We start from the raw sequence: 17,159 nt of genomic DNA, 5'->3' as shown, positions 1-17,159 counted from the left end.
GTGGACGGCGACGGCTACCGCCGGAGGGCACGCTCCCCGGGAGCCAGCGAGGCGTCGTCCGCGGCCGCCTGCCCGGCGTACCAGCCGTTGGCGTCGACGGCCCTGCCGCGGGCCTTCTTGGTACGCGGAAACAGGCGATCGAACTCGGCGTCGACGGCCTCGGACTTGGTGGCCAGAATCGGCAGCAGATCGGCGACGGGAATCGACGCCTCATCGGCGGCCTCGGTCGTGGCCCGGCTGTCGGCGTCGCGCAACCGCTGCCCGATGCGGCTCGCGAAGCCCGCGAGGAAGCCCTTCCGGAACGACGTGGTGCGTGAACCACTGCGACTGTCGGCGTCCGCGAATTGCATTGTGCGCGTCGCCTGCACGAGCAGTGAGGTGAACAGCATGTCGACCTGCTGGAGGTCGAGAGGCGTTCCGACCACGGTCGCGATGGCGAGGGAGCTGAACCACACGGTGCGCACCCGGTTGGAGTCGCCGATCTCGGTGAGAAGGTGCACCTTCTCCTTGACGTACGGATTCTCCAGGTGGATGCGGCGACTGTGCACCGCAGTGTTGCCCACCCCGTTCTGGGTGTGAAGGAGAGCGGCGTTGATCGCGTAGCGCGTCATCAACTCCTGCGCCTTCGCCGTGAAGATCTCCGCCTCCTCCGCGAAATCGGTGGCCTCGGCCTTCGCGAGCAGCCCGCGGATCCTGTTGAGCACCTTTGCGTCGGCCTCGGTCTCACCCGACATCGCCGCGGCCGGGTCCGCGACCCTCACGACGGGCCACGTCGACGGCGGGGGAGTGAGCACCGTCCAGCCGGGCAGATTCGTCCACGTCAGCGACAGATCGGTGAGCTGGTAGACGGAGTGATACGGGTCTTCGAACAACAACCCGGCGGCCAGCGCCCGAACGTCGGGACCGTCGACCGGAACCCGCCCCGCCAGGTGCGACGCGCCCGGGTACTGCTCGCCGATGGTGCGAAGTTGCTCCACCCAATCCCGCGGCGCCCGGTGCGCGGCGCGCGTGCGCTCCGACTCGTGCAGCACCAGGGCCGCCGCGAGTGCCGCGTCGGATGGCTCCTTCGATCTCCGCGCCAGATGCACGACGTCGGCGGGCTGCCACCCACGCTCGTACGCGGCCGACAACTCACCCATCAGGGTGTGGACTGCAGTGGCGGCCTGAGGGCTCACTTCGTCGTCGAACACGCGCGCTCCGTTCCGGAATCCACCGTGATGAGATCGAATGTATGTTCTATTCGGCGTCATGGGGAGAGTGTGCATGCGGGGTCCGACAACAACGGACCCCGCTCGGATCAGTCCTCCACGTAGCGCGGGAACACGCCCGCCGGCGCGGGCAGCGCGGTGCCCGCCACGATGCGCGTCGAAAGGTCGCTGAACTGCCGCGCATTCGTCTGCTGCCCCAGCAGGTCGAGGATCTTCTCCGCGGCGTCCGGCATCACCGGCTGCACGAGTATGCCGACGATCCGCACCACCTCGAGCGTCACGTACAGCACCGTCGCCATCCGCTCCGGATCCGTCTTCCGGAGAACCCACGGCTCCTGCTTGGAGAAGTACCGGTTGGTCTCGCCGAGAACCGACCAGATCGCCTCCAGCGCGAGATGCAGTGCCTGGACGTCGTATTCGGCGCGAACCCGCTCGAGCAGCGCATCCGCCTGCGCGAGCATCGCCGTGTCGTCCTCGGTCAGCTCGCCGGGGGTCGGGACCTGGGCGTCGCAGTTCTTCGCGACCATCGACAGCGACCGCTGCGCGAGATTGCCGAGCTCGTTCGCCAGGTCGGCGTTGATCCGGGTGACGATGGCCTCGTGGCTGTAGCTGCCGTCCTGACCGTACGAGATCTCGCGGAGCAGGAAGAAGCGCACGGCGTCGAGGCCGTATTGCTCCACCATGGCGACGGGGTCGACGACGTTGCCGACCGACTTCGACATCTTCTCGCCCTTGTTGTAGAGGAATCCGTGCACGAAGACGCGCTTCGGCAGTTCGATTCCCGCCGACATCAGGAACGCCGGCCAGTACACGGTGTGGAACCGGGTGATGTCCTTGCCGATGATGTGCAGGTTCGCGGGCCAGAACTTGCCGAACTGCTCGGAGTCGGTGTCCGGGTATCCGGCGCCGGTCAGGTAGTTGGTGAGCGCGTCCACCCACACGTACATGACGTGCTCGGGATGATCGGGAACGGGAACGCCCCAGTCGAACGTCGTGCGGGAGATCGACAGGTCCTTCAGTCCGCCCTTGACGAAGCTGACGATCTCGTTGCGCCGCGTCGCGGGCGCGATGAAGTCGGGGTTCTCCTCGTACAGGCGGAGCAGCTTGTCCTGGTACTCGGACAGCTTGAAGAAGTACGTGGACTCCTCCGTCCACTCGACCGGGGTGCCCGTCTCGGTGGACAGGCGCGTTCCGTCGTCCTGCAGCGTGGTCTCGGCCTCGGTGTAGAACGCCTCGTCGCGGACCGAGTACCAGCCCGAGTACGTGTCGAGGTAGATGTCGCCGTTGTCGAGCATCTTCTGCCAGATCGCCTTGCTGGCTTCTTCGTGATCGGCGTCCGTGGTGCGGATGAACCGGTCGAAGGAGATGTTCAACGTCTTGTCCATGGCCTCGAACACGTCCGAGTTACGCGCGGCGAGCTCGCGGACGTCGATGCCTTCCTTGGCCGCCGTCTGCTGCATCTTCAGGCCGTGCTCGTCGGTTCCCGTCATGAAGAAGACGTCGAACCCGTCCAGACGCTTGAAGCGTGCGAGGGCGTCGGAGGAGATGTACTCGTAGGCGTGGCCGATGTGCGGGACGCCGTTCGGGTACGCGATCGCCGTCGTCAGATAGAAAGGTGGCCGCGAGGCGGTGGAATCAGCAGCATTCATGGTGCGACCACTCTATCTGCGCGCCGCCGTTTCGTGACGCGCAGATAGCGGGTTCTACGCCGGTCCGGTGCCGTCCTCGTCGGTGACGGTGCGTGACTCGTACGCCGCGCGGGCCGACTTGTTCGTGGACCTGACCTGGTCGGGAACCATCCGGCGGATCGCGAAGTCGCGAGCGAACTGCGGAAATATGGTGACCAGGCGCGCCAGCGGACCCACGTACCGGGGGATGGTGACCTCGAACCGGGGGCGGTGGATCACCGCGACCACGGTCTTCGCGACGTCGGCCGGTACCAGCAGTTTCGCCGCGCCGGTCGCCGTTCCGGCCGCGAGTTCGGTGTCGACGACACCCGGCATGATCACCGAGATCTGCACGCCCGACCCGCGCAGCTCCTCGCGGACGCCGGTCAGGTAGCCGAGCACGCCGTGTTTCGTCGCGGCATACGTCGACTCGCCGGGTGGTGCGACCTTCGACGCTGCCGACGCCACCGTGACGATCTGACCGCGGCCGCGCTCACGCATCGACGGCGCCACCAGTCTCACCCCGCGGATGACCCCGTGCAGGTTCACGGCGAGCTGCCGATCCGTCGCGGACTCGGGTTCCTCGTCGAACCTCCCGACCCACATGACGCCCGCGTTGTTGACGAGCACGTCGATCGGGCCCCAGTGATCCTCGACGGCCGTGAGGAATGCCGAGAACGACGCGGTGTCGGTGACGTCCAGTTCGAGGCCCTCCACCGTCCCGCCCGCCCGGCCGAGTTCGTCCGCGGTCCGGCGGGCCGCGGCGCCGTCGACGTCGCCGATCGCGACCCGTGCGCCGGCCAGTGCCAGCTGTCGGGCGATCTCCCTCCCGATTCCCCTCGCACCACCGGTCACCGCGATCACGCGGCCGTTCATCGAGCTCGAAGTCATGGACACGGCTCCCTCCCCGTCGGGGAGAAAGTACCGCATGTGACACGTGCGGCGGCGGCGTCGACAATGTCCGCATGAGCAAAGACCGTCCCGCCCCGGAAGCCCCTGCGCCGCTGTTCCCGCTCGTCGACTCGCACACCCACCTCGACGCGTGTGGTGCCTCGGACGCCGCGAGCGTCACGGCGATCGTCGACCGGGCCGCCGCGGTCGGGGTGGAGCGGGTGGTCACGGTGGCCGACGACCTGGCGGCCGCGCAGTTCGCCGTCGACGCGGCCCACTGGGATCCCCGCGTCTACGCGGCCGTGGCCATCCACCCGACCCGGGCGAACGTGCTCGACGACGCGACCAGGGCGGAGATCGAGCGGCTCGCCGGTGATCCCCGGGTGGTCGCGGTGGGGGAGACGGGACTCGACTTCTACTGGCCCGGGAAACTCGACGGCTGCGCGACGATCCCCGAGCAGACCGAGGGCTTCCGCTGGCACATCGACCTCGCGAAGCGGCTCGGCAAGACGTTGATGATCCACAACCGGGAGGCCGACCAGGCGCTGTTGCAGGTTCTGCGTGAGGAGGGTGCGCCGGAGACTGTGATCTTCCACTGTTTCTCCTCGGACGCCGAGATGGCGCGCCAGTGCGTCGACGCCGGTTACGTCCTCAGCTTCTCCGGCACCGTCAGCTTCAAGAACGCGAAGGCCTTGCGGGAGGCGGCCCCATTGGTGCCGTCGGATCAGCTGATCGTCGAGACGGATGCGCCGTTCCTCACCCCGCACCCGTTCCGGGGCGCCCCCAACGAGCCGTACTGCCTCCCGTACACGGTCCGGGCGCTCGCCGAGATCCGCGGCGAGGACCCGGACGACCTGGCGAAGGCGTCCACCGCGACCGCCGAGCGCGTGTACGGCCTCCGGCCCGTGAGTGGTTAGCGAGTCCCTGGACTCGTCGGGCGCGCACGGGGGCCGAAGCCCTTATGTTGAAGTTTCAAGTTAAAGAACTTAGGATCGTTGCTTGTTCAACTAACGGTCGTCCCGGTCGCGCGGGGACACCTCGATGAAAGGCGCATCCATGAACAACCCCGCAGTCCGAAGCCTGGGCATCCTCGTCGCCCGCGTGGGCCTCGGCGTCATCTTCCTCGCCCACGGCTGGCAGAAGGCCTTCACCAACGGCCTCGACGCCCAGACCGCCGGCTTCGAGGCCATGGGAGTTCCGCTCCCCGGCATCTCGGCGTTCCTCGCGACGTGGATCGAGCTGATCGGCGGCATCGCGCTCATCGTCGGCGCCGCAGTCCCGGTCTTCGGAATCCTGCTGTTCCTTGACATGGTCGGCGCCTTCTTCCTCGTGCACATCGACAAGGGAATCTTCGCGAGCGAGGGCGGTTACGAGCTGGTGCTGGCTCTGGGCGTCGGCTCGCTGCTGCTCGCCGTCGTCGGATCGGGCCGGTTCGGTGTCGACGGACTGCTCGGCGACAAGGTGCCGTGGGCCGCGAAGGAACGCGCCACCGTCTGACCCCATGTGAGTGGCGAAGCGTGCCCCGGCATGCTTCGCCACTCACATGTCAGAGGACCTTGTTCAGGAAGTCCTGGGTGCGGGACTGCTGCGGGTCGCCGAAGATCTGCTCCGGAGTTCCCTCCTCCACCACGTACCCGTCGGCCATGAAGATCACCCGGTCGGACACCTCGCGGGCGAAGCCCATCTCGTGCGTGACCACGACCATCGTCATGCCGCCCTTCGCGAGGTCGCGCCGAACCTGCAGCACCTCGCCCACCATCTCGGGGTCCAGGGCGCTGGTGGCCTCGTCGAACAGCATGATGTCCGGGTTCATCGCCAGGGCCCGCGCGATCGCGACGCGCTGCTTCTGCCCACCGGAGAGGTTCGCCGGTTTCGCGTCCGCCTTCTCCGCCAACCCGACCTGCTCCAGCGGTCGGACGGCCGTCGTCCGCGCCTCCTCCTTGGAGGCCCGCTTGGTCTGCACGGGCGCGAGCATCACGTTCTCGATCGCCGACATGTGCGGAAACAGGTTGAAGTGCTGGAACACCATGCCGATGTGCTGACGCACCCGGTCGATGTCGATCTTCTTGTCGCTCACGTCGAAGCCGTCGACCACGACGTTTGCCGTCCGTGATGTCCTCGAGCCGGTTGAGGCAGCGCAGGAACGTGCTCTTGCGGAGCCCGACGGTCCGATCACGCAGACCACTTCACCACCGCCATCTGCACGCCCGACTCGAAGTAGGGATCGGAGAAGTCGAACGTCGCCTTGCGGGCGTCGGTGATCGACATGCCGGCGATCATGCCGTTGGCCTGGCCGCCCGTGACCGCCTGGAGCGCCGCGTCGAATCCGACGGGGGTTGACCTGGTAGGTGAACCGTTGCCCTCTGGTGAGCAAATGTGAGTCCGCTCGCCATCAGGTCGCCTCGCCTTGCGGTGTGGCGGTCCCGGTCTGACCGACACCACTGGTGGTGTTGTGCCGGGTTGACGCTTCACAGCCTCCTGCCGTTCCCGCATGTGCGGGGCGGGTCTTCTGGTTGGCTCCACGTCCTTTCCCACCCTGCTGGTGGGCGGCCGGGCCACTCCCGGTACCGGTCCCCGTTTCACCCGTTCGGGTGTCGCCGAGGCGGGCGAGGTTGATCGCGGCACCGAGATCACGGTCGATCGCGAGGCCGCAGTGCTCACACACGTAGGTGCGCTCGGCGAGGGTCAGGTTTGGCTTTCGCCCGCCACACGCCGAGCACGTCTTGCTGGACGGGTAGAACCGGGGTGCTGCAACCAGTTCCGACCCGTACCACACAGTTTTGTAGCCGAGCATCCGCCGGATCTCCGCGAGTGCGGCGTCGCCGAGTGCCCGGTTCAATCCGCGTTTGCAGGCGCCACCCTTCGACCGCATCCCGGCGGCGAACAACGTCTCGACCGTGATCACCTGATGCTGCTGCGCCAACGCGGTGGTCGCCTTGGCCATCGCGTCCCGTCGCACGGCCGCGGCGTGGGCGTGCACCCGCCCGATCCGGGCCTGGGTGCGCTGCCACCGCTTCGACGGCTCCCGCCGGGTGTCGGTGCCGGGGTCGTAGGGGCCGTGCTGACGGGCGGCGCGGCGCTGCAACACCCGCAACCGGTCCTGCGCCACCGTCAACGGCCTCGGCGCCGGAACCCGGGCAACCTCGGTGCCGTCCGGTGCCGCGACCACCAGCAGGTCCTTGACCCCGACATCGACACCGACCACCGGATGCACCGAGCGGGCGATGTGAGCCGGTGGTGCCCCGATGGCGCGTTGGACGAGCACCTGGAACGAGCACAACCACCGGCCACCCGTCAAACGGACGGTCGCCGACAATATCCGGGCCGTGCCCGTTTCGAGGCGGCGGGCGAGCTTTCGGGTCGACTCGTGCGTGCGGATGCGGCCGAGCCGCGGCAGGGTCACGTGATGTCGATCAGCCTCGACACGAATGGCGCCGGTGGTGAACCGCACCGACTTCCCGGCCCGCGCTTTCGACTTGAACCTGGGGAAGCCGACAGCCGCACCCGCGCGGTCACCGCTGCGGGACTTTGACCACGCATCCAACCCGCGGGCGAGGGCGTCGAGGCCGGAGTTGTAGGCCTCCTTCGAGTTCGCGGCCCACCATGGCGCCACCGCTTCCTTGCGGCCGTTCCAAACCTTCCGCAATGACGCCAACGACCACCCCACCGGCGGTGTCAACTCGTCCCCGTTGAGTCCGTAGCTGCGTTCCGCGGACCGTTGATCCATCACCGACTTCACATGGAAGAGCATGTGATTGAACGCGAACCGGGCGCCACCGCAATGCGATTCCATCGCCGACACCTGCGCCGGGGTCGGGTTCAACGCGAACCGATACGCCTGCACCTGCCACCCGTCAGGAACCTCGAACAGCGGCATCACACTCACCGTGGTTCTGCGGGCCCGGTTGCGGCGGTGACCGCTCTCATCGCGCGAGTGCCTGCTCCGCGGCGGCCGTCGAGGCGGGTGCCCCGACTGGTGAGCACCTCGGGTATGTCCCGAACCAGATCATCCGTGGTCCGGCGTCGCGCACGACGACCCTGCGGCCCTGCGCCGACAGCGCCGCTTCGAGGTACTCGGGCCCCGAACCGGGCCAACCGATCACGATTCTCCACGACGATCACCATCGCAGAGGGGTCCGACATTGATGATGTAAGCGTGCCCCCGCACTGGTCGTGACTCTGGGTTTGACTGACGCCCTGCTGGGTTGTCCTCCATCTGATCTGTCCGGCCAGTCGCGGGGGCACGCAGTGAATGAACCGGAGACGGGAGCGGACATGACTTAATCAGGAGCCTGGCAGTTCCCTCATCAATGTCTTGTCTGCCCGCTCTCGTCTCCGGTGCGCGCCCAAACGGCTCACGACGACGAAGGAGTTCTTGACAGCATGACAGAACCCTGTGAGGCCATCGCCGGTGTGGACACGCACGCCGACACCATCCACGTCGCGGTGATCACCGCGACCGGTGGGCACGTCGGGGACCGCGAGTTCCCGACGACACCGGCCGGCTACCGGGCCGCGGTTACCTTCGTGACCGGCCACGGCACATTCCGCCTCGTGGGAGTGGAGGGAACCTCTAGCTGCGGCGCCGGGATCACCCGAGCCCTGACGCGGCCGGAATGGAGGTCGCCGAGGTCATCCGGCCGGACCGTGCCGACCGCCGCCGCAAAGGCAAGTCAGATCCCCTCGACGCCTACACCGCGCAGGAATCGCCTTGGCCGGACGCGACCTCGCGGTCCCGAAAGCGGACCACACCCTGGCGCTGCGTGCGCTGCTGACCACCCGCCGGTCCGCGGTCAAGAGCGCACCGCTGCGATCAATCAGATCAAGGCCCTGCTGGTTGGGGCGCTCGAGTCGGTCCGTGAAAAGTACCGGAGGATGGAAACTTCCGCGTTGATCGCCGCACTGGCGAAATGCCGCCCGACCGCCGCCACCGACCCGGTCGCCGTCTCGGTTCTGACCGCCGCCCAAGCTCTGGCCACACGGATCGAGTTCCTCGAAGACCAAGCCGCCGCCCTGACCCGCCAGATCGACCAGCTTGTCGGCACCCTCAACCCGGCACTACGCGCCGCCCACGGCGTCGGCCCGGACACCGCCGCGCAACTGATCGTCACCGCGGGCACCAACCCGCACCGGCTGCGCAGTGAGGCCGCATTCGCCGCACTGTGCGGAACGGCCCGTGCCCGCCTCGTCCGGGAAGGCCACCCGCCACCGGCTCTCCCGAGGCGGCGACCGCGCCGGCAACAACGCCCTACACCGGATCGCGTTGGTTCGAATGTCGAGCCATCAACCCACCCGCGACTACGTCAGCAGGCAGACCTCCAAGGGTCGCAGCAAACTCGACATCCTGAGGCTGCTCAAACGTGCCATCGCCCGAGAGGTGTTCAAGCTCCTCACCCGCCACGTCACCGTTCCCGACTGCAGCGACCTCCGACCGGCACGTCAGGCCAAGTACATCACCCTCACCGCCGTCGCCGCCCACTTCGGCGTCTGGCCCACCAAGATCTCCCGCATGGAACGCGACCTACCACGCGACGACGCCTTCGCCCACATTTGCCGCGAATGGCTCACGGCCGCTGATTGACAGAGATAGGAGCATCAGAATCTTCCGCAGCTTCGGGCGCTTGCCGTTCGACCCGGATCCGATTTTCGCGGACAACAGCTTCGGTACTTGTCGCCCGCCGAGGTGGCCACTCGGTCGACCGGGCAACCTGACGGACCAGATAACCCCTCTGATCCTGCGACGACACCTGCGCGTACACGACCCACGTGCCGGCATCCGTCCCGGTCGAGCCAGCATTGACCCAGATCGTCCCGACGGCAAACGGCGAGCAGGCACCGGCATCCGATCCTCACGGAATCACCGGTACGCAGTCTCGTCCGGCCCCACTCGGCCAGCTTCACTCCTACACCAAGCACACAAACACTCACGTTTGCTCACAGAATGTGAGCAGCCGCGAACCCCTGGTCCTCGGCGATAGCGGCGAGGAGGTCCACGTCGTCCGACGAGCATGCCGCTCTCGTCCTGGAACTCGAACGGGGCGAACGTGATGTCGGTGGCGATGTTGTAGTTGTTGCCCGGAGCGGGCTCTTGCGCGCCGGCGAGACCGGGCGCGACGAGTGTGACGAGCAGCGTCAGCGCGGCGAGCACCGCGGGCACTCTCGTACGTCTGACGAGTCTCAGAAGTCCATCGGATCTGCTGCGCACGGAACCCCAGCTTTCTCAGTCAGTGGTGCCTGGTCGCTTCCGGGCTTCTTGGTGCATGTCGCAAGATACTGCGTTTCGGACGTGGTCCGGACCAGAAGCGATCCTTCGCGGTAGAAGCGAAAACTGTCCCCGATCTCAACCTTTCCGTGATCTCGCACGCAGGTCGTAGCGGCAAAGTTGCCAGACCATCGCCGATTCGTTACCGTACCGTGATCAAACGTCCGCCAGCCTTGGGATCTCACGTGTCGCCTTTTGCCAGAATCAACACCGCCAAATCGCCCCTTCTCTACGTAGTCGTCGCGGCACTGCTCGCGACGCTCGTCGTGGGCGGTGCGCTGGCAGTGGCGCGGCACAAGACCGTCACGCTCGACGTCGACGGCGAGACCATCTCGCTCGGCACGATGGCGTCCGACGTCGGCGGCGCGCTCGACGACGCCGGGTATTCCGTCAGCGAGCGTGACGCGGTCGCTCCCGCGGCCGACGCATCGCTCTCCGACGGCGACACCGTGGTGTTGCGGCGGGCCCGCGAGATCGACCTCACGGTCGACGGGCAGCCGAAGACCGTGTGGACCACCGCCCTCACCGTCGACGACGCACTGAAGCAGTTCGAACTCGCCGACGACGTCCACGTCTCGGCGTCCCGCTCCGAGCGCCTGCCGCTGGAGGGCACCGCGCTCGAGGTCGTCAACGCCAAGCTCGTCAAGGTCGCCGACGGCGGCGCACCGCTCACGGACGTCCGGCTGGCGGCCCCCACCGTCGGTGAGCTCCTCGCGGCCAACGGCGCCCCGCTCGAGCAGGCCGACACCGTCGTTCCGCCCGCCGACGCCCCCGTCGTCGAAGGCGCGGAGATCCATGTGACCCGCGACCGCACCGAGACCCGCACCGAGACGCTGCCCATCGCGCCGCCCGAGAACCGCGTCGAGGATCCCGCGCTGGACAAGGGCAAGACCGTCGTCGACAACCCCGGAGTTCCCGGCGAGCGCACCGTCACCGCATCCGTGAAGACGGTCAACGGTGTCGAGGCCGGACGCCAGGAGCTCAGCTCGCAGGTGCTCCGCGAGCCCGCGCCGGCGCTGGTCAAGGTCGGGGTGAAGGAACTCGCCATCTCCAACGCCTCCACCTGGGATTCGATCGCGCACTGCGAGGCCACTGGCAACTGGGCCATCAACACCGGTAACGGGTTCTTCGGCGGACTGCAGTTCACCCAGAGCACCTGGGCGGCGTTCGGCGGAACCCAGTACGCCGCCCGCGCCGACCTCGCATCCCGCGAACAGCAGATCTCCGTCGCCGAGAAGGTCCAGGCGGCGCAGGGGTGGGGCGCCTGGCCCGCCTGCACCAGCAAGCTCGGACTCCGCTGACGGTCTGAAGTAAAGGAACACGATGTCGCCCTTCGCGAAGATCAACTCGGCTCGCTCGCCGCTGCTCTACGCCGTGGTGGCCCTGCTTCTCGCCACACTGATCGCCGGCGGAGTGATGGCCGTGGTCCGGCACAAGAACGTCACACTCGACGTGGACGGCGAGACGATCTCGCTGAGCACCATGACGACGAGCGTCGACGCCGCCTTGTCCGACGCCGGGTACTCGATCAGCGACCGCGACGTCGTGGCACCGGAACGCGATGCGACCCTGTCCGACGGGGACACCGTGGTGCTGCGCCGCGCGCGTGAGGTGTCGCTGACGGTGGACGGTCAGCCCAAAACGGTGTGGACCACCGCGCTCACCGTCGAGGACGCGCTGAAGCAGTTCGAACTCGGCGAGGACGTGCACGTGTCCGCGTCCCGTTCGCAGCGGCTTCCGCTCGACGGTGCGGCCCTCGACGTGCTCAATCCGCTCGTCGTCGAGCTCGCCGACGGCGCGCTGCCGGTCACCGGCGTGCGTATGGCCGCGCCGACGGTCGGCGAGTTCCTCGCCGCACACGGCGCGCCGCTCGAGCAGGCCGACACCGTCGTCCCGGCCGCGGACGCGCCGCTGACCGAGGGCATGGCCGTGACGGTCACCCGCGACCGCACCGAGGCGAAGGTCGAGACGTTGCCGCTGGCTCCGGAGGAGCAGCGCATCGAGGACCCGACGATGAACAAGAGCCGCATCGTGGTCGAGAATCCGGGACTGCCCGGCGTCCAGGACGTCACGTTCGCGGTCAACACGGTCAACGGCACCGAAGTCGGACGCAACCAGGTGTCCGCGACGATGACGACGCCGGCTCAGCCGAAGGTGATCCGCGTCGGCGCGAAGCCGGGCACCGAGGTGCCGCCCGTCGAGAACGGTTCCGTCTGGGACGCCCTCGCGAAGTGCGAGGCCACCGGAAACTGGGCCATCAACACCGGCAACGGGTTCTTCGGCGGCGTCCAGTTCGACCAGAACACGTGGGAGCGTCAGGGCGGCCTTAAGTACGCACAGCGTGCCGACCTCGCCACCCGTGAGGAGCAGATCGCCATCGCGTCGCAGACGCAGAAGACGCAGGGCTGGGGAGCGTGGCCGACGTGTTCGGGCAGGCTCGGCGTGCGTTAAAGTTCGGCTGGTGTCCGAAGCCGAAGTACCCCCCGTCGCTCGAGGTCAGGCCGCACTGCTCGGCCCCGCCGAGGTGCGCGCGTTAGCCGAGGAGTTCGGCGTGCGCCCCACCAAGCAGCTGGGGCAGAACTTCGTGCACGACGCCAACACGGTGCGCCGCATCGTCGCGACCGCGGGCGTGGGACGCGAGGACACGGTCCTCGAGGTCGGTCCCGGGCTCGGTTCGCTGACGTTGGCGCTCCTCGATGTCGTCGACAAGGTGATCGCCGTCGAGATCGACCCCAACCTCGCGGCACGACTCCCGGTCACGGTCGCCGACCGTGCACCCGAACTCGCCGACCGGCTGACCGTGGTCGGCGCGGACGCGATGCGGGTCAAGCCGTCCGAGATTCCCGGTGAACCCACTGCTCTCGTCGCGAATCTGCCGTACAACGTTGCGGTGCCCGTGCTGCTGCACCTGTTCTCCGAACTTCCCAGTCTCCGCACCGCGCTGGTGATGGTGCAGGCCGAGGTGGCCGACCGGCTGGCGGCGTCCCCGGGCAGCAAGATCTACGGCGTGCCGAGCGTGAAGGCCAATTTCTTCGGCGCCGTCCGACGCGCGGGCGCCGTCGGGCGAGCGGTGTTCTGGCCGGTGCCGAAGGTCGAGTCGGGTCTCGTGCGCATCGACCGGTACGCCGAACCGCCGTGGCCCGTCGACGACGCACACCGCCGCCGCGTGTTCGCCGTCATCGATGCGGCTTTCGCTCAGCGCCGCAAGACTTTACGAGCCGCGCTCGGCGGTTGGGCGGGTTCACCCGCAGAGGCGGAGCGACGACTGCTCGAGGCCGGCATCGCACCGTCCGCCCGCGGTGAGACTCTCGACGCCGCGGCCTTCGTGCGTCTCGCCGCCACCCAGCCGTGAGTACTTGTCAACCGCGGGACGTTAAGAAGTGCTCACGGGCGGGAATCGTCCCTGGGGGAGACAACCGACCGGATGTGTGGTTCACTATTGGAGGTCGTAAGTTTTGTGTTTGTGTTTCCCACGCTCGCAAATCGATGGTTGCGAGCGTTTGGACGTCCTCCACAGGAATTGTCATAGACGGTCGTGTTCAATGACCCAGGTAACCGAGCCGGTTGCCTGAAGAAGTTACTGTGTTAGAGGAGATTTACATGGCAGAGGGCATCGTGAAGTGGTTCAACTCCGAGAAGGGGTTCGGCTTCATCGCCCCCGAGGATGGCAGCGCTGACGTGTTCGTCCATTACTCGGAGATCCAGAGCGGCGGCTTCCGCACGCTCGAGGAGAACCAGCGCGTTTCGTTCGAGATCGGCCAGGGCAACAAGGGCCCGCAGGCCACCGGCGTCACCCTGATCTGAGAACGGCCATGACTTCCCGGTTCGCCGGGACATGACGTTCGAGCAAGGCCCCACTCGTCAGAGTGGGGCCTTGACTCGTTTCTGTCCGGCTACGCCGACCGCAGGTGAGCGGCCTGATACCCGAGATTCATGGCGCAGACCAGCCAGAGTTGCAGCGCGGAATTCTCCGACGGACCGAACAGCCCGATCACCGCAGCGGCTCCGAGCGCCGCGGCGACGAACAACGTCGCCGTGCCGAGCGCCCGCCGGGGCCTCCACGAGAAGATCACCACACCCGTCACGAAGAGCGCCCACAGCGTGGTGGCGAGGATGGCCGCGGCGACGAACCAGGCCGTCGAATACCTGCTCGGCCACGTCCACGGCTGGGTTCCGTTGTCGAGGGTGCACACGAACGCCAACGAGAACGCCATGATCACCACCGTCGCGCCCCCGAGCGCCAGATGGCCCCCGACGAGCACCTTCCCGACTGTTCCCGTCCCCGCAGGCGCCCGCGCGCGCCCCTCCTCGACAATCGTGTGCTGCATCCCCGACTACCCCGACCTTTCCTTGTCGTCACCTGGTTGGACGCCGCGCAGGACCGTTCGGTTCCACGGATTTTCGGTCCGCGGTGACGGCTGAACGGCGTCTCGGTCAGGCGTTACCGTAGCGGTCGGCGAAGAGACGGTGACGCTCACCCACCCGTCGGCACTCTTCGCGCAGCTCAGGAGGGTCGAGGACGGTGAAGTCGACGCCGAATGCGCTGAGCCAGTTGGCTATCGACGGCACGGAGTCGCCGCCGAGCGCGACTGCGCATCGTCCGTCGGGCATTTCTTCGAGGGTTCCCCAGTCCTCGTGCACCAGGGTCGCCATCTCGTCGATCGACGCGTGCAGCAGCACTCGTGCGCGGATCCGGGTGACGGCCCGGTTGATTCCGCGTGCGACGAATTCGGCGGCGCCCCCGGGCGGTAGTTCGCGGGGCGCGAATCGCGGTCCCGTCGGGATCTTGGGTGTCAGGCGGTCCACCCGGAACGACCGCCAGTCCGCCCGCGTGAGGTCCCAGGCGACGAGGTACCAGCGCAGCCCGGAGCGGACGAGCCGGTACGGCTCCACTTCACGCCGGCTCTCGGCGCCGTCATGGGTGCGGTAGTCGAACCGGAGTCGTTCGTGGTTGTGGCACACCGAGGCGACGGCCGACAGGACCTGCGCGTCGACGGCGCTCTTCGCGGGCTCGCGGTGAACCACGTCGACCTGCAGCGCCTCGAGGCGGTGCCGCAGACGGGACGGCATCACCTGCCGGAGTTTGGTGAGCGCACGCATCGACGCCTCCCCGATGCCGACCACGGAGCCGGTCGCGCCGGATTGCAGGCCGAGTGCGACGGCCAGGACTTCTTCGTCGTCGAGCAGAAGGGGCGGCATTTCCGCGCCCGCGCCGAGTTGGTAACCACCGCCCACCCCGACCGTCGCGTCGACGGGGTACCCGAGGTCGCGGAGTTTCTCCACGTCTCGCCGGACCGTGCGGGGGGTGATGCCGAGCCGGTCGGCGAGTTCTGCCCCGGACCAGTCCTTTCGGGTCTGAAGCAGGGACAGCAGCCGGAGGAGTCGTGCCGAAGTTTCCCGCATGCGTTTCAGGATGCCATCGATAGAGGACATCTCCGGTCCTCTATCGACGGCGGGTAACGGTAAGTAACGATTTTCCCACCAGCCCCACGAGTGTCACTACACTGGCGCCGACGCTCCACGGACCATCGCATGTGTACTTCGTGAAAATCCGACGGAAAGGTCTCAGCGTGACGCAGTTTCGTGTTCGGCCCATTTCTTCAGCAGTCAGGGCGCTGCTCGCCACCGTCATGACCGCCGCCTTCTGCCTGGCTCTGGCGGTCTCGACCACCGCGACGGCGTCCGCCTCGGCCGCCGACCTCTTCAACAGCGCGCAGGGCAGATTCGCGGCAGGCGACACTCGTGGCGCCCTCGCGGACATCGGTGGCGCCGTCGCCGGAGAACCCGGCGACACCAATGCGCTGGCGTTGCAAGCCATCTACGCCGACGCCGCAGGCGACCTGATCACCCGGGAGGCCGCGCTCGCCCGGCTGGGCGCGATGGACGGTGGGATGCGCGCCGGCGTCGACGGGATGCTGAACGCGATCAGAATTGCTTCGTTCACGCCCCCGAACCCACTTCCGGCCATCCAGGGTCCGTCCACCGCCATCATCGTCCTCGGCTTCGGACTGCTTCCCGACGGCGCGATGCGACCGGAATTGATCAACCGCCTGCAGGCCGCGCTCGTCCAGTCGTGGGCCTCGCCGTTGTCGCCGATCATCGTCACCGGCGGCAACCCACAGAACGGCATCACCGAGGCGGCCGCGATGCAGGGATGGTTGCAGTCGCACGGTGTCCCGGCGCAACGCATCCACCCCGAGCACCGTGCCGGATCGACGGTGGGTAACGCACTCAACTCGGTTCCGCTCGCGCGCTCGCTCGGTGCGGGCGGCGCGATCATCGTGACGTCGGCCAACCACATCCGCAGGGCTACGGTCGATTTCAACGTCGCCGGACTGCCGGTGGTCGGGGCGATGAGCGCGATCACCAGTGCCGGTCAGCTGATCGCCGAAGTCATGCCCCTGACCAAGGATCAGCAACTCGGCATGTACCGCGACGCGATCAGGGTGTTCGGCATCCCGGCCGGCTACTGACGCGACTCGTAGTCGGCCACGACCGGCGGCTGCTCGACGGGATCCGCGGTGCCGGGGGTGAGCTTTCCGTTGACGGCGTCCAGCATCTGCTGCTTGTCGAGCTGGCCTTCCCAGTTCGAGACGACGAACGTCGCTACACAGTTGCCGAGAAGATTCACCGGATTAATCAGAGGAAGCCTGGCCCTTTAGGGCCGGGAGGAAGCTGATTCTGTACTGCGCGATCGCGCGTAGCAGGGTCGCTTTCTTTCGTGGGTTCGGGTCGTTTTTGGTTGGTGATGTACTCGGCGATGATGGCGAGTGGGGCTCCGCCTGCGGAGGCGGCGAAGTAGGACGGTGACCAGAAGTGATTGCCCCACAGGTATTTCTGGATGTGGTCGGGGAACTCTTGGCGCAGGTATCGAGCGGAGACGCCCTTGAGGCTATTGACCAGGGTGGAGATTTGCACGGTGGGTGGGTAGTGGATCAATAGGTGGACGTGGTCGGTTTCTCCGTTGAACTCGGTCACCGTTGCGCCGAACTTGTCACACACCTCTGCCATGATCTGCCCGCATCGGGTCAGCATCGGGTCGGTGAACGCACCGCGACGATACCTCGTGACGAAGACCAAGTGTGCATGTAGGTTGCAGACAACGCTACGACCGCGGCGTACGTTCGGGTC

At 67.4% G+C, this 17,159-nt stretch carries 16 protein-coding genes and 4 pseudogenes; 8 read left to right on the top strand and 12 right to left on the bottom strand.

Translation table 11 applies throughout. From position 1 onward, the window contains the following. Positions 1-14 precede the first annotated feature (14 nt). From ACFWAY_RS10180 to ACFWAY_RS10170, 3 genes are all read right to left on the bottom strand, one after another. Complete coding sequence (locus tag ACFWAY_RS10180) at positions 15-1,190, bottom strand: DUF2786 domain-containing protein (protein WP_378451352.1); 1,176 nt, start codon at positions 1,188-1,190, stop codon at positions 15-17. Between the two features lie 107 nt (positions 1,191-1,297). Further along, positions 1,298-2,857, bottom strand: coding sequence for a methionine--tRNA ligase (gene metG, locus ACFWAY_RS10175; RefSeq protein WP_378510572.1), 1,560 nt, complete (start codon positions 2,855-2,857; stop codon positions 1,298-1,300). A 54-nt stretch (positions 2,858-2,911) separates the two neighbouring features. After that, positions 2,912-3,805, bottom strand: a complete 894-nt coding sequence (locus ACFWAY_RS10170; protein WP_378510571.1) for an SDR family oxidoreductase — start codon at positions 3,803-3,805, stop codon at positions 2,912-2,914. 35 nt (positions 3,806-3,840) lie between these two features. On the opposite strand from ACFWAY_RS10170, the gene ACFWAY_RS10165 reads away from it, so the two are divergent. Beyond that, the gene (locus ACFWAY_RS10165) at positions 3,841-4,683 is read left to right on the top strand and encodes a TatD family hydrolase (RefSeq protein ID WP_378510570.1); all 843 of its coding nucleotides are present in this window, start codon (positions 3,841-3,843) and stop codon (positions 4,681-4,683) included. Positions 4,684-4,822: 139 nt separating this feature from the next. Beyond that, on the top strand, positions 4,823-5,263 hold the full coding sequence (locus ACFWAY_RS10160; protein WP_378510569.1) for a DoxX family protein: 441 nt from the start codon (positions 4,823-4,825) through the stop codon (positions 5,261-5,263). Positions 5,264-5,312: 49 nt separating this feature from the next. Here the strand turns inward: ACFWAY_RS10160 and ACFWAY_RS10155 are convergent, their stop codons facing one another. The 4 genes and pseudogenes from ACFWAY_RS10155 to ACFWAY_RS10140 all read right to left on the bottom strand — a co-directional run. Further along, positions 5,313-5,942: an amino acid ABC transporter ATP-binding protein gene (locus tag ACFWAY_RS10155; protein ID WP_378510568.1), complete on the bottom strand. Its 630-nt coding sequence runs from the start codon at positions 5,940-5,942 to the stop codon at positions 5,313-5,315. A gap of 8 nt (positions 5,943-5,950) precedes the next feature. After that, a pseudogene (locus ACFWAY_RS10150) lies at positions 5,951-6,100 on the bottom strand (transporter substrate-binding domain-containing protein); the annotation flags it as partial. Between the two features lie 58 nt (positions 6,101-6,158). Next, complete coding sequence (gene tnpB / locus ACFWAY_RS10145) at positions 6,159-7,643, bottom strand: IS607 family element RNA-guided endonuclease TnpB (protein ID WP_378510567.1); 1,485 nt, start codon at positions 7,641-7,643, stop codon at positions 6,159-6,161. Positions 7,644-7,648: 5 nt separating this feature from the next. Next, positions 7,649-7,879, bottom strand: a pseudogene (locus tag ACFWAY_RS10140) (IS607 family transposase); the annotation flags it as partial. Positions 7,880-8,942: 1,063 nt separating this feature from the next. Between ACFWAY_RS10140 and ACFWAY_RS10135 the strand changes: the two are divergent. Next, entirely contained in the window at positions 8,943-9,347 is a 405-nt protein-coding gene (locus ACFWAY_RS10135; protein ID WP_378510566.1) for a transposase, read from the top strand. A gap of 374 nt (positions 9,348-9,721) precedes the next feature. Here ACFWAY_RS10135 and ACFWAY_RS10130 read toward each other — a convergent pair. Then, positions 9,722-9,971: pseudogene (locus ACFWAY_RS10130) on the bottom strand (transporter substrate-binding domain-containing protein); the annotation flags it as partial. 242 nt (positions 9,972-10,213) lie between these two features. Here ACFWAY_RS10130 and ACFWAY_RS10125 point away from each other — a divergent pair. The 4 genes from ACFWAY_RS10125 to ACFWAY_RS10110 all read left to right on the top strand — a co-directional run bounded on the left by ACFWAY_RS10125 (position 10,214) and on the right by ACFWAY_RS10110 (position 13,832). Then, a complete protein-coding gene (locus tag ACFWAY_RS10125) occupies positions 10,214-11,329 on the top strand; it encodes a transglycosylase family protein (RefSeq protein ID WP_378510565.1) in 1,116 nt (371 codons plus the stop codon). A gap of 22 nt (positions 11,330-11,351) precedes the next feature. Next, positions 11,352-12,479, top strand: coding sequence for a transglycosylase family protein (locus ACFWAY_RS10120; RefSeq protein ID WP_378510564.1), 1,128 nt, complete (start codon positions 11,352-11,354; stop codon positions 12,477-12,479). A gap of 10 nt (positions 12,480-12,489) precedes the next feature. Then, positions 12,490-13,380, top strand: a complete 891-nt coding sequence (gene rsmA / locus ACFWAY_RS10115; RefSeq protein WP_011597804.1) for a 16S rRNA (adenine(1518)-N(6)/adenine(1519)-N(6))-dimethyltransferase RsmA — start codon at positions 12,490-12,492, stop codon at positions 13,378-13,380. Between the two features lie 248 nt (positions 13,381-13,628). Then, positions 13,629-13,832 carry a cold-shock protein gene (locus ACFWAY_RS10110; protein WP_005255446.1) on the top strand — a complete coding sequence of 68 codons (204 nt, stop codon included), beginning with the start codon at positions 13,629-13,631 and terminating at the stop codon, positions 13,830-13,832. Positions 13,833-13,921: 89 nt separating this feature from the next. Here the strand turns inward: ACFWAY_RS10110 and ACFWAY_RS10105 are convergent, their stop codons facing one another. Both ACFWAY_RS10105 and ACFWAY_RS10100 read right to left on the bottom strand, forming a co-directional pair. Continuing rightward, positions 13,922-14,356, bottom strand: coding sequence for a hypothetical protein (locus ACFWAY_RS10105; protein ID WP_378510563.1), 435 nt, complete (start codon positions 14,354-14,356; stop codon positions 13,922-13,924). Between the two features lie 106 nt (positions 14,357-14,462). Next, positions 14,463-15,431 (bottom strand): helix-turn-helix transcriptional regulator, encoded by a 969-nt coding sequence (locus tag ACFWAY_RS10100; protein ID WP_378451524.1) that lies wholly within the window; start codon positions 15,429-15,431, stop codon positions 14,463-14,465. Between the two features lie 227 nt (positions 15,432-15,658). Here ACFWAY_RS10100 and ACFWAY_RS10095 point away from each other — a divergent pair, with 227 nt between their 5' ends. Further along, positions 15,659-16,501, top strand: a complete 843-nt coding sequence (locus ACFWAY_RS10095) for a YdcF family protein (RefSeq protein WP_378510655.1) — start codon at positions 15,659-15,661, stop codon at positions 16,499-16,501. Here the strand turns inward: ACFWAY_RS10095 and ACFWAY_RS10090 are convergent. Together ACFWAY_RS10090 and tnpA are read right to left on the bottom strand one after the other, a co-directional pair. Beyond that, positions 16,495-16,659, bottom strand: a pseudogene (locus tag ACFWAY_RS10090) (C4-dicarboxylate transporter DctA); the annotation flags it as partial. The gene ACFWAY_RS10095 and the pseudogene ACFWAY_RS10090 overlap by 7 nt on opposite strands. A gap of 8 nt (positions 16,660-16,667) precedes the next feature. After that, the coding region (gene tnpA, locus ACFWAY_RS10085) for an IS200/IS605 family transposase (protein ID WP_378510562.1) at positions 16,668-17,159 on the bottom strand (492 nt) is incomplete at its 5' end.

It is taken from the genome of Rhodococcus sp. NPDC059968 (assembly GCF_042738615.1).
Lineage (GTDB): Bacteria > Actinomycetota > Actinomycetes > Mycobacteriales > Mycobacteriaceae > Rhodococcus_F.
This window is presented reverse-complemented; position numbering and strand designations above follow the sequence as displayed.

Coding starts and splice junctions, on each gene's coding strand:
- metG (WP_378510572.1), bottom strand. CDS start 2,857: ATGAATGCTGCTGATTCCACCGCCTCGCGGCCACCTTTCTATCTGACG.
- ACFWAY_RS10160 (WP_378510569.1), top strand. CDS start 4,823: ATGAACAACCCCGCAGTCCGAAGCCTGGGCATCCTCGTCGCCCGCGTG.
- ACFWAY_RS10095 (WP_378510655.1), top strand. CDS start 15,659: ATGACCGCCGCCTTCTGCCTGGCTCTGGCGGTCTCGACCACCGCGACG.
- ACFWAY_RS10120 (WP_378510564.1), top strand. CDS start 11,352: ATGTCGCCCTTCGCGAAGATCAACTCGGCTCGCTCGCCGCTGCTCTAC.
- ACFWAY_RS10165 (WP_378510570.1), top strand. CDS start 3,841: ATGAGCAAAGACCGTCCCGCCCCGGAAGCCCCTGCGCCGCTGTTCCCG.
- ACFWAY_RS10170 (WP_378510571.1), bottom strand. CDS start 3,805: ATGCGGTACTTTCTCCCCGACGGGGAGGGAGCCGTGTCCATGACTTCG.
- ACFWAY_RS10110 (WP_005255446.1), top strand. CDS start 13,629: ATGGCAGAGGGCATCGTGAAGTGGTTCAACTCCGAGAAGGGGTTCGGC.
- ACFWAY_RS10105 (WP_378510563.1), bottom strand. CDS start 14,356: ATGCAGCACACGATTGTCGAGGAGGGGCGCGCGCGGGCGCCTGCGGGG.
- ACFWAY_RS10100 (WP_378451524.1), bottom strand. CDS start 15,431: ATGCGGGAAACTTCGGCACGACTCCTCCGGCTGCTGTCCCTGCTTCAG.
- tnpB (WP_378510567.1), bottom strand. CDS start 7,643: ATGCCGCTGTTCGAGGTTCCTGACGGGTGGCAGGTGCAGGCGTATCGG.